This window comes from Coleofasciculus sp., assembly GCF_046539235.1.
Lineage (GTDB): Bacteria > Cyanobacteriota > Cyanobacteriia > Cyanobacteriales > Coleofasciculaceae > Coleofasciculus.
Map to the genome: position 1 here is coordinate 18,284 of NZ_JBKHHI010000022.1, position 10,421 is coordinate 28,704.

General features: G+C 44.8%; 8 protein-coding genes. 1 reads left to right on the plus strand and 7 read right to left on the minus strand.

Annotated features, from left to right (window positions below):
- Window positions 1-36: 36 nt before the first annotated feature.
- The 6 genes from ACLFWI_RS04005 to ACLFWI_RS04030 form a co-directional block, all read right to left on the minus strand.
- Window positions 37-864 (minus strand): class I SAM-dependent methyltransferase, encoded by an 828-nt coding sequence (locus tag ACLFWI_RS04005; protein ID WP_446411847.1) that lies wholly within the window; start codon window positions 862-864, stop codon window positions 37-39.
- Window positions 861-2,222: a lipopolysaccharide biosynthesis protein gene (locus tag ACLFWI_RS04010; protein ID WP_446411848.1), complete on the minus strand. Its 1,362-nt coding sequence runs from the start codon at window positions 2,220-2,222 to the stop codon at window positions 861-863. The genes ACLFWI_RS04005 and ACLFWI_RS04010 overlap by 4 nt, the downstream gene beginning before the upstream one ends.
- Before the next feature lie 57 nt (window positions 2,223-2,279).
- Window positions 2,280-3,362 (minus strand): pentapeptide repeat-containing protein, encoded by a 1,083-nt coding sequence (locus ACLFWI_RS04015; protein WP_446411849.1) that lies wholly within the window; start codon window positions 3,360-3,362, stop codon window positions 2,280-2,282.
- The gene (locus ACLFWI_RS04020; protein ID WP_446411850.1) at window positions 3,352-4,116 is read right to left on the minus strand and encodes a hypothetical protein; all 765 of its coding nucleotides are present in this window, start codon (window positions 4,114-4,116) and stop codon (window positions 3,352-3,354) included. The genes ACLFWI_RS04015 and ACLFWI_RS04020 overlap by 11 nt, the downstream gene beginning before the upstream one ends.
- Window positions 4,117-4,162: 46 nt before the next feature.
- Window positions 4,163-4,315, minus strand: a complete 153-nt coding sequence (locus tag ACLFWI_RS04025; protein ID WP_446411851.1) for a hypothetical protein — start codon at window positions 4,313-4,315, stop codon at window positions 4,163-4,165.
- A 193-nt stretch (window positions 4,316-4,508) separates the two neighbouring features.
- The gene (locus ACLFWI_RS04030; protein WP_446411852.1) at window positions 4,509-6,473 is read right to left on the minus strand and encodes a lipoxygenase family protein; all 1,965 of its coding nucleotides are present in this window, start codon (window positions 6,471-6,473) and stop codon (window positions 4,509-4,511) included.
- A gap of 505 nt (window positions 6,474-6,978) precedes the next feature.
- Here ACLFWI_RS04030 and ACLFWI_RS04035 point away from each other — a divergent pair.
- Complete coding sequence (locus ACLFWI_RS04035; protein WP_446411853.1) at window positions 6,979-8,325, plus strand: cytochrome P450; 1,347 nt, start codon at window positions 6,979-6,981, stop codon at window positions 8,323-8,325.
- 121 nt (window positions 8,326-8,446) lie between these two features.
- On the opposite strand, the gene ggt is transcribed toward ACLFWI_RS04035, so the two are convergent.
- The gene (gene ggt / locus ACLFWI_RS04040; protein ID WP_446411854.1) at window positions 8,447-10,153 is read right to left on the minus strand and encodes a gamma-glutamyltransferase; all 1,707 of its coding nucleotides are present in this window, start codon (window positions 10,151-10,153) and stop codon (window positions 8,447-8,449) included.
- Window positions 10,154-10,421 lie beyond the last annotated feature (268 nt).

Genomic DNA, 10,421 nt, shown 5'->3' on the forward strand with positions numbered 1-10,421 from the left:
TCAGCCTTGGATGAGTCAAAGAATAGTACCATGGTGCTAATGGCTTACTGGCTTCCGGCACACTGCCATACTGCCGTAGCCAAAGTTACACAATAAGGGGCGATCGCGATACCGATCTAGGCTCACTTGTATTCCTTGTAGGGGGGAGATATATTGAGCTAAATAGGGAACAATCAAAGGTCCAGCTTCAAAGGTTTCAATTTGGAAACCTGCACGTTTAATCTGTTGACGCATCACCCAGGGAAATCGCCAAATATGCGGCAGTTCCTTGTTCCCGGCATAGCCTTGATCGGGACCTTCTTGACCGCTGACCCATGCGATTGCAGTTTTGAATAGACCTACAGGTAAAGCAAATGGTGTGCGTCGTCCTATTTTCCAATAACTCTCACCTCCTAGTAATACCCAACAGGCTGGATTCAAGCAAGTTGGCATGGCAATTAAGGCTAAATTTCGAGTTACACGGTACAGCTCACGCAATCCCTGATGTAAATTGGGTAGATGTTCCAGAACATGGGAACTAAGTACCACATCAAAGCTATTATCTGAAAACGGTAGATGCTCAGCGTCAGCTTGTAGAAATTCTACAGTCACATTCCACAATTTTGCCAGACGACTAGCCGCCTCAATATTCGGATAGGAGATATCAATTCCCACAACATCTACACCCTGCTGCGCCGCTAGACAACTCAGCACCCCTTCTCCACATCCCGCATCCAGCACTCGTTGTCCCGGTTGTAGATAGGGTAAAAACTGAGCGTGAATCTGGCGGTGAGCATAGCGACGCAGCCAATAGGGAGAATTGAATCGCTTATCCGTAATCTGATCATGATAAGTTTCGTAAAATTGCTTGACTTGGGTACTCATTTGGATTCCTCAGAATATCCATTAGTCGTTTTCCAAGTGTGAAGAAAATAGACAGTTGCGAATAGGTGACCGCCAACCCCCCCAACAATTAACCAAACCCATGCTAAGCCAAGATATCCCCAGGTAGGGATGGCTACCGCAAAACCCAATACTGTCAGCGTCACAACCACCGCCGAATTACTAACCCAAAACCTCATTTCTCCCATCGCTAAAAACAGGGGTCTGAGCCAAAAAAAGGCTAGCCATATCGCAGAACCAATAAAGAAAAGTTGGGTGGCTGTAACAGCAGGTAAATACGCCGTCCCTAGTAGGGATGGTAAGACCCATGGAATTAAGCAGGTACTAGCCATTACAGTAACGGCTAGTGGAATACCAACTCTGAAAGCCAAACGCTGTACTCTCTGGAGCAGAGCCTGTCTGTCCCCTAAACTCCAAAGTCTGGCTAATTCAGGATAGGTTACGGATTGCAAAGGTTTTACCAAATAGTTCACCAGGTTAGATAGACTCTTGGCTAATTTGTAGTATCCAACTTCTGTGGGATTGCGAAAATACCCCAAAAGTAAGACATCGAGTTGTTTGGGAATCATGCCTAATAAGGCATTCAGTTCATTGTAGAAGAGAAAGCTAAAAATTTCTCGACGCCTTCCTTTGAGGTTTTGCCATTTTCCTTGCAGCGGGAGAGCTCCCCAATGGCAGTAGATTAGCCCCCAGCCCATGATCCCATACAACAGTCCGGTTACTCCTGTGGCGATCGCACTCCCCCAAATAACCCCCGCTACCTGCCAATTTGCCAAAACCAGACCTAACACCAATAGGACTCGTAAAATTTTGATCAGACTGTCAATCCCCGCCAGCAGGGGAAATTTTCCCAAAGTCGTGATCACGGCTTGGGACGTCCCAACCAAGGCTTGGGGGATGAATGCGGCAGCATAAACGACAATAAGTCCTGTTGATTCAGCTTGATCAGCCACCGCTTGTGCTGCCCAACTCGCTGTCACTAACACCACCAAAAACGCTAAGGTCGCGATCGCTAAATCGATTATATATCCTAGTTTGCACATTGCCAGTGCCGATTCGCGATCGCCTGCGGCATGAAACTCACTAAGGTACTTAACCGATGCCTCAGCCGAACGGGCATCAAAAAAAGTGTAAATTAAACCCGGATAGCTCATGACCAATGCAGCAATGCCATAAAGTTCGGGTCCAAGCCAACGCGCGACTAAGATACCCTGAAGAAAACTTAGAGGCGCTCCTAGTAAGTTGGCAATAGTCAGTACGCCAACATCACGAACAAATTTTCGCCCTATGACTTTCGCCCATAAGGCTTTAAAGACCGTCCATAATTCTTGTTTACTCATTCCCCAGAATTATAAAGGATGACCGGGGAAAAGGTAAGGATGAAAGAAATGATCGAATTACCGAGACGCCAACGCCTCCACGCGATCGCGCTTCACCTCTGCCAAGATAGCGCCGCGCCGTTTCAACACCCGTTTCATCTCCTCAGACAATCCCGGATTGCTAGCAAACTCAGCATTTTCCACATTTGCCCCTCTCAAATCTGCCTGATTCAAATTGGCTCGACTCAGATTCGCGCCGCCGAGTTCAGCAATGCTGAGATTGGCGCGAATTAAGTTAGTATTGCCTAAGTTGGCTAAATACAGGTTAGCCAGACTCAAATCCGCCAAACTCAAATCCGCCCCCTGTAAATCAGCCCCGGTGAGGTTCGTCCGAATCAAATCAGCCCCTCGCAGGTTGGCGCGAATCAGGTGAGCATGGCTCGCATTGGCACGAATCAGCGTCGCCTGACTCAAATCACTAAGGCTGAAATCAGTATTCCGTAGCTGAGTATTCCGCAATTTGGCACGATTGAGTTTCGCTTGACTCAGATCCGATTCACTCAGATTCGCGCCGTCGAGATCCGCACCTTGCAGATTAGCCTGTCCCAAATAGGCACGAATAATCGAAGCCTGCTTCAGGTTCGCCTCTCTCAGGTCAGTTTTTCCCAGATTTGCCCCTCTAAGTTTCGCTTCACTCACGTTAGCGGCATAGAGATAAGCCTGGTAGAGATGAGCGCCTCTCAAATCAACCATTTTCAGATTGGTGTAGTTTAAGGTTGTCCCCTCTAAATTGGCATCAGTGAGGTTCGCCCCCTCCAAGTTTGCCTGAGTCAGATCCGCATTCGACAGCACCGCACCCCGTAGATTCGCCTGTCTCATATCCGCCCCACACAGATTAGCCTGAATCAAATCCGCCCCGCGCAAATCCGCCCCGCACAGCCTCGCCTTGATCAGGTTAGCGCCATGCAAATCAGCACCTCTAAGATTAGCTTTCACCAAATTAGCACCTCTGAGATTAGTATCTCTGAGATTAGACTCGGCGAAATCTCTTGCCAAATTCAGACCCACCATTGCCGCCAGTTGAGCTAAATTCTCCGTTTCTGCCGCGACAACCTTCTGAATTAGGACTTGAAGTTGGGTAAAAAAACGTTCATCCATCATAGTGCAACTCAACTCGACTGAGATAGGGCTTAAACTTACGTTCCAGCAACTGCTGAATAATCAGCCTGTCCAGCACCGCCCGTTTATTGCGACTAATATCCGGACTCCACAATCGGTCAACATGGGTCAAACAAATATCTCGCCGCGATACTTCAAATGTGGCGTCCAGGCGACAAGGAAGGGCAGAGACATTCAATGTGCCGAGTTTGACCTGATTGAGCCAGCCATTTAAGACAGGCTGTCCCCGTTCTTCTTCAAAAATCCAGGCGGGGTTTTCTTCGGTTACTTTTGTAGTAATGTGACAAATGGAATAATGGTTAGGTTTACCGTTTAATGACGGTTGTTCGGTTGCTCCATTTCCCTGTAGATCAAGGGTGGATTCATCCAACTCCCCAGAGATGCGATCGCGAATTGGAAGATTGGCTGGAGAATCCGTCTCCACTGTTGGCACAACCAATTCCAGAGAACCCATAATCCGGGATTCGTAGGGAATCTCACCCCCCTCTACCCTCAGCCGCAATGCTCCTCCTTTGAGTCCAAACTGAATTCGTCCTTGAGGTAAAGACTCCCACTGCTGGCTAAACTTAAGGGTTAAGTACAGGTCAATTTGTGGCATTGGGAACGGTTGCAGAAACTCCAGATAGTCAGGATGTTCTACGGGTTGCACCGGAATTCCTGTCAATGTCATGTACAGACAATCAGCACAGTTGTTTTCCGGTTCTGGCTGGGATAGAGGAGAAATCGAGGAAGGCATTGGCGAACACCAACTGAGTAGGGGTTCATATATAAACGTACATGACCTAGGACTCAATTTCTTGCCAGCGTAACATTAGGTAACTAAATCCTGGCTGCAAATCCGCCATACCCGTAGGGTGGGTTAGGCGGGACTTGAATTGAGGCGATAACCATTCAATCAACTCTCCGCCGTAACCCACCGATAAGTGATTCGGCATTTAAATCGTAAAACCTTAATGTTAATAATGAGGAAATCATTGTAGTGCCAGCATCTTGCTCGCTACTAATACCCAATTTAAAGGCATAACAGCTTATTCTTGTGGGGCATGTTTTGAGATTGATTGGGGTCAACGGCGCCATTAAATAAAGGGCGCAATGCCTTGCGCCCCTACGGATGGGATACAATATCCATCAAATATTGATCAACGCTCTAATATTATTCACATCAAAATCCAGTTGGGCAAAATCTTGCTTGTGATTTGACAGAATTTTGCGGAATTCGGCGGGAATATCCCCATCTTCATTCTTGATGATATATCCATACTTAATCGCCGTTAACACATTCACCAGATAAAGCAGTTGCGTTGCTTCTCCTGAATCTGGAGAAATTGCTGGATCATCCTCACTACCAAAGCTACCATTTCGCAAGGCTAGGGAACTATAAAATACCTCCCCACCTGCATCTGTTTGGGAATCATTCACCCAGGAATGCCACAAGGTTACGTGGAAAATCACAAACCGACAGAACTGTTTTAAGTATTCCATATCATTGGCATCGGGTTTATCCGATAGCGTAATCGGACTCACCACTTTCAGACTGCCATTGATGGTGCGTCGGGAATTATTCGGTTGAGTCAATTCATTCGTATCATACCATTCATACCCATCGTTGCCGCCACTATCTTTTCCCGGTTCATACGCCACACTATGGTCAACCAAGTCATTTGATAACCGATGAATTTCAATCCATTCGCGTTCAATCTCATCCTGATAGTTTTGGAAAAAGACATCAATATATTCCGTCAAAAGCTGCCAATAGAGATTGGCTATTTTGGCATAGGTATGTGTCTCACATAACGGCTGACGAGGTTGCCATCCTTTCCAATCCAACTTTGACATGTTCTCGTGGCATATCTGCACCACACTATCAGCCGTCAAGGGACCAGCGGTGGTGACATAGCCCACATTGGGGTCTACTAATACCGTATCTGCTCGTCGATTGATGTTAATCAGGCTCTTGAGATGAGGAATCAACATCAGACGGAGCGGATTTTTTCTCAAGTTACGGAAAGCCGTGACTGTATACTGCTCCATCTGCAAATGAGCTTTAATATAATGTTCAATCAGTTCAGCAGCAAAGAAAGTGTTGGTGCGGAAAATTCGCTTTGCCTGCAACCATTTATCGCCGTCATTTGGTGTATAGGTAACTGGTTCTTTCAGGGGAGAAAAGGGGGCGTAGGAATCAGGCTGTCGGCTTTGAATGGTAATCGAAGTGGGTAAGAATTTACCATTTTTAACCTCAAACGTCGCCTCGACGTTATGTAGGTCATGAATTTTATCTTTTTCGTAAGCATCCCAGTTGAATGTCACCTTGTACTCATTCGGGTTATGCTTATTTTTTTTCGGTAAGCAGGGATTCATCCCATTGAGAACCCGCCGCCCAAAAAATTCATCACTTCGGGTATATCCCGGATTTTTTTGTTCTAGCTCAATCGTGGAATTGGGTGGATAATCAGCTTGAATCTCCTGGAGAGACGGTTGATTCGGATTGAGCGTATTTTCGATAACATGCTTGGCTTTAATTGGAGTCAAACGATTCGCGGCTTCATAACCTTGTAGTTTACGACCAATCGCATCTTCGTCCGGTGTTCCCTCTAACTCGGTAAACAGAATGCGGGGGAAGGGATTGGTGGGATTGTAAAGCCAGTAGGGAACGGTGCAAGTGCCGAAGTCATACTCTTTTTGCGTGACATTATCGGGTCCTTTAATCGTGTAGGCGAGGCGCTTGGCAAGCACCAATTCATTGTTGGTATCGAAGCTGCTGCGAATTTCAATGACTCTCAGTTCTAAATCTGGCTTGTCCTTAAACCCAGCTTGTTCTGGATCATAGTAAATCTCAAAATACCCATTGCGATCCGTTATCCCTTTCCCCAGATACTCTTCAGGCGTGCCAATGTCTCGATCCCACAATTCCACTTCCATATTATGTAAGGGGTTTTGGGTGTCACTAAAGACAAGCTGACCCACAACTTTACTTAACTGCGATCGTTGTTTTGCCGCTTTTTTATTGAGTTTTTGCTGAGCGGCAGATGTGTTAATTAGCCTGAGCTTTAAAACTTGTAATAGCTCTTGAACAATCGTTTGTGTCTTTGTCATATTGATGTCCTTTTCTCAAAAGAAATGTTACGGGTTTATTTGTGCCTTTTTCAGGGTGATGCCGGAATCCCTAATTGTTCTTTAGATAGCCCAACGGGTGAAACCTGACCTGTTCGACGATTCGTTGACCCAGCGACCAAATACCTGCTTTGATAGCAAATCGCCATAGATTTGTCAATACATTATCCAGAAAAAGCTAAACTATAGTGAGTCTAAATCAGTTGTGAAATAGCAACCCTTACGGGGCAATATTTTCAGCCCTATCGGTGTTCACAAATCATTTAAACTGGCTATATAATCTCTATTTTGCGGCAGATTCATACTTTATACTATTTTGATTTATATTTCAACTCTGTTGGTATATTTTTAATAAAATTTATTAAGAATTGTTGAAAGGTTAAGCAAAAGTAGAGCGGAACGTCATAAAGTTCAATAGGTATCATGACCAATTTGACCAATTTATGAATCTAACCGTTGAAAGCTGACAAAATAGATAGATATTAGGATGGACAATAAAAAGATACTCGAAACCCACGATCGTCAACTCAAGTTCTCGCGCCTCTTGGCAAAAATTGGTCGGAATAATCCCATTGGCAAACTCATTCGTTTAAGGGCTTATTTTTTAGACCTTCCTGTACTAACCAAGCAATGGCGAGATTATCTGTATGTGCGGAAGGAACAAATCTCCGATAAATTTCTGGGTTTGGATCAGGGGATTATTCATACCACCTACGCCGATGCCAAAAGACTGGTTGAAACTGTACCCCAAAAACGAGACAATTATTTGGGTCCGTTGAAGATCAATGCTCGTAGTTATTTTCTCGGTCATCCCTTATCTTTAGGAACCAATGGTGATGAACATGCCGGAATTCGAGCGTTATTTTTTCACGCTTTACCGGAACCCGAAGAAATAACAGAGGTATTAGCAAAGCTAATCGATGAAGGACTAACTAAGGCGACGAAACAGGGAAGCCTAAATGTTAAAACTGACATGCCCAAAATGATCGTCGCCCTATTACACGAACTGATTCTTCACCTCAAATTATCTGAGGAAGAAATTGCTGGGTCAGTTGGCTATATTGGCGGGTTGGGATTAGCGACTGTTCCCAATCTTATTCATAACACACTGTTGAGAAATAAGACGCGATCGCACATTCAGCATCGCCAAGATTTAGTAGACGCTTACAAAAAATCTTCCCAGTATCAAGATTATCTAGGGTTCGGGGCGTCGTATCAGTTAAATGAACAACAGGTTGCCAACAATCTGTTTGATATGATCCATGTTGCCGGAACTGCTGGAACCAGTGATCTCCTTGCCTCCGTGTTCGGTGTTTTATGTGAAGATGAAGCCTTGAGAGCCAACGTTGTTGCTGAAATAGATACCGTTTGGGATGGTCAAACTTCCCCAAACGCCCAAACCTTATCTCAACTCGAATTGACCGAAAAAGTAATTTTTGAAACAGCACGTCTTTATCCACCCGTTCGCTTTCTCAATCAAATGTCTACCGAACCGATGGAAGTAGAAATTGGCGGTCAGCGATGTCCATTCCCAAAGGGAACTCGTCTAGTTGCTTCCCTGTTTACGGCGAATCGCGATCCGGACAAATATGAAGAGCCAGATACATTTAAAACCACACGAGATTATAGTGATCTTTTATCCTGGAATGGCTCTAATCAGGAACGCAACTGTCCGGGCAGATCCTTATCGATTGCTATTGTAAAACTGTTCTGTTTATATGCGTTTAAATACTATCAATGGCGTTCGGTTTCGGGTGTAGAATGGGATCTGAAAAAGTTTGCTCCCTTTAAGCCAAATTTAGTGTTGAATGGCTTTGCACGGCGAGCAAGCTAATTCTTCAGGTTTATAGCACGCTCCTTAAGGTTGGTGGGCAATGCCCACCCTACGATATAGCGGGTGATTAATCCAAAGTTACCGTGAGGTAGACAAGTAAAATGAACCCTAACAACAGCTATTAATATCCCAAGGTTAAAGCACCAGGACGTCGGGGATCAGATGCACCGTTTAAGGTTTGATCAACTAACATAATACTTTGGGTACTTCCCATGGTATTGGTGACAGTAATCTGATGTCCTTTGTCCTCTAACAGACGCATGGTGTCTTTATTTAATCCTTGTTCAATCATCAACTGATCCGGAAGCCATTGATGATGCACCCGAACAGCATTCGTTGCTTCAGCAATATTCAGGTCATGATCGATAACATTCAAAATAACCTGCAAAACCGTCGTGATAATTCGACTACCACCCGGACTCCCCGTCACCAGAAAAGGCTTCTTATCTTTTAAGACAATCGTTGGCGTCATGGAACTCAGCATCCGTTTTTCCGGTTCAATGGCGTTAAATTCTCCACCAATCAAGCCAAACGCATTGGGAACTCCTGGCTTGGCTGAAAAGTCATCCATTTCATTGTTGAGCAGAATCCCTGTCCCCGGAACCGTTATTTTACTCCCATAACTAAAGTTTAACGTATACGTATTTGCCACAGCATTTCCCTGATTATCCATAACTGAATAATGAGTGGTATTGTTACTTTCAATAAACGGATTGGGATTACCAGGAGCAATTTCTTGACTTGGTGTTGCTTGATCTAAATTTATTTTGCGGCGTAGCTGTTCGGCATAGGATTTAGAGATTAACCCGGAAATCGGGACAGACACAAAATCAGTATCCCCTAAATATTTAGACCGATCTGCATACGCTAGTTTCATACTTTCAGTGATTAAATGGATCGTTTGAGCGGTATTTTGTCCCAATTCTTCCAGGGGAAATGCTTCCAAAATATTCAGCAATTGTACCAGATGAATTCCTCCAGAACTCGGCGGTGGCATGGAATAAATTTCATAGCCGCGATAAGTACCGCGAATTGGTTCTCGGATAACGGGTTGATACTCGGCTAAATCCGCCTGAGAGATCAAGCCACCATGGGCTTCCATCTCTGCCACAATCGCATCTGCGATCGCACCCTGGTAAAATGCCTTTGATCCTTCCCTAGCAATCAATCTCAAACTCTGCGCTAAATCTCTTTGCACCAGAGTTTCGCCAATCTGATAAGGTTCTCCCCCTGGTTTATAAAAGATTGTCATACTTGCAGGATAGGCTTGCATCCGTTCTTTCACAGCAATTAGGGAACGATGCAAATATTCAGAAACAGGGAACCCATTTTCGGCTAATTCAATCGCGGGTTGTAACGCCCGTGCTAAAGAAATTGTCCCGTATTTTTCCAGTGCCATAGTTAACCCAGCAACGGTTCCAGGAACACCAACAGCTAAATAACTATGGCGAGATTTTTCAGGATCAACGTCACCCGTTTCATCCAGAAACATATCACGAGTTGCCGCTTTTGGGGCTTTTTCCCGATAATCAATGGCAATGGTTTTATTTTCATCAGCTAAATGGACAACCATAAATCCACCGCCACCAATATTTCCCGCACTGGGTAAAGTAACCGCCATCGTAAATCCCATGGTTACAGCAGCATCAATAGCATTTCCGCCCTCTTTTAATACCGCTAAACCTGCTTCTGTAGCATAGCTTTCTTGAGAGGAAACCATGCCATTTTCCGCAATAACCGGATGAAAGATATCCCTGGGGCTATAAATGGGGACATCTTGAGCGACAACTTGGGTACAAATCAGACTGACTGTAGCCAGGAGAATCAGGATTTGTTTCGGATAGCGAGAAAAGCGATAACCTCGGATCGTGAGTATTTTTATGCTTTGCTGAAAACGTTTCACAATTGGAATACAATAGAGTGATTTAGGCAGGAATTACAAATTGTCGGGGCGGGTTTAGCCATTCAATTCAGATATTCACCGATAAGAATTCAACCCAACCCGCCCTTGAGCATAAAGATATATAACACAAGGAAAGCGCGATCGCAACCAAACGACTACTCCATGCGATCGCGAATCAATTTGGGGGTTTGCA

What these genes read in the sequence shown, in the direction of transcription:
- ACLFWI_RS04005 (WP_446411847.1), bottom strand. Translation starts at nt 864, where the DNA reads ATGAGTACCCAAGTCAAGCAATTTTACGAAACTTATCATGATCAGATT.
- ACLFWI_RS04010 (WP_446411848.1), bottom strand. Translation starts at nt 2,222, where the DNA reads ATGAGTAAACAAGAATTATGGACGGTCTTTAAAGCCTTATGGGCGAAA.
- ACLFWI_RS04015 (WP_446411849.1), bottom strand. Translation starts at nt 3,362, where the DNA reads ATGATGGATGAACGTTTTTTTACCCAACTTCAAGTCCTAATTCAGAAG.
- ACLFWI_RS04020 (WP_446411850.1), bottom strand. Translation starts at nt 4,116, where the DNA reads ATGCCTTCCTCGATTTCTCCTCTATCCCAGCCAGAACCGGAAAACAAC.
- ACLFWI_RS04025 (WP_446411851.1), bottom strand. Translation starts at nt 4,315, where the DNA reads ATGCCGAATCACTTATCGGTGGGTTACGGCGGAGAGTTGATTGAATGG.
- ACLFWI_RS04030 (WP_446411852.1), bottom strand. Translation starts at nt 6,473, where the DNA reads ATGACAAAGACACAAACGATTGTTCAAGAGCTATTACAAGTTTTAAAG.
- ACLFWI_RS04035 (WP_446411853.1), top strand. Translation starts at nt 6,979, where the DNA reads ATGGACAATAAAAAGATACTCGAAACCCACGATCGTCAACTCAAGTTC.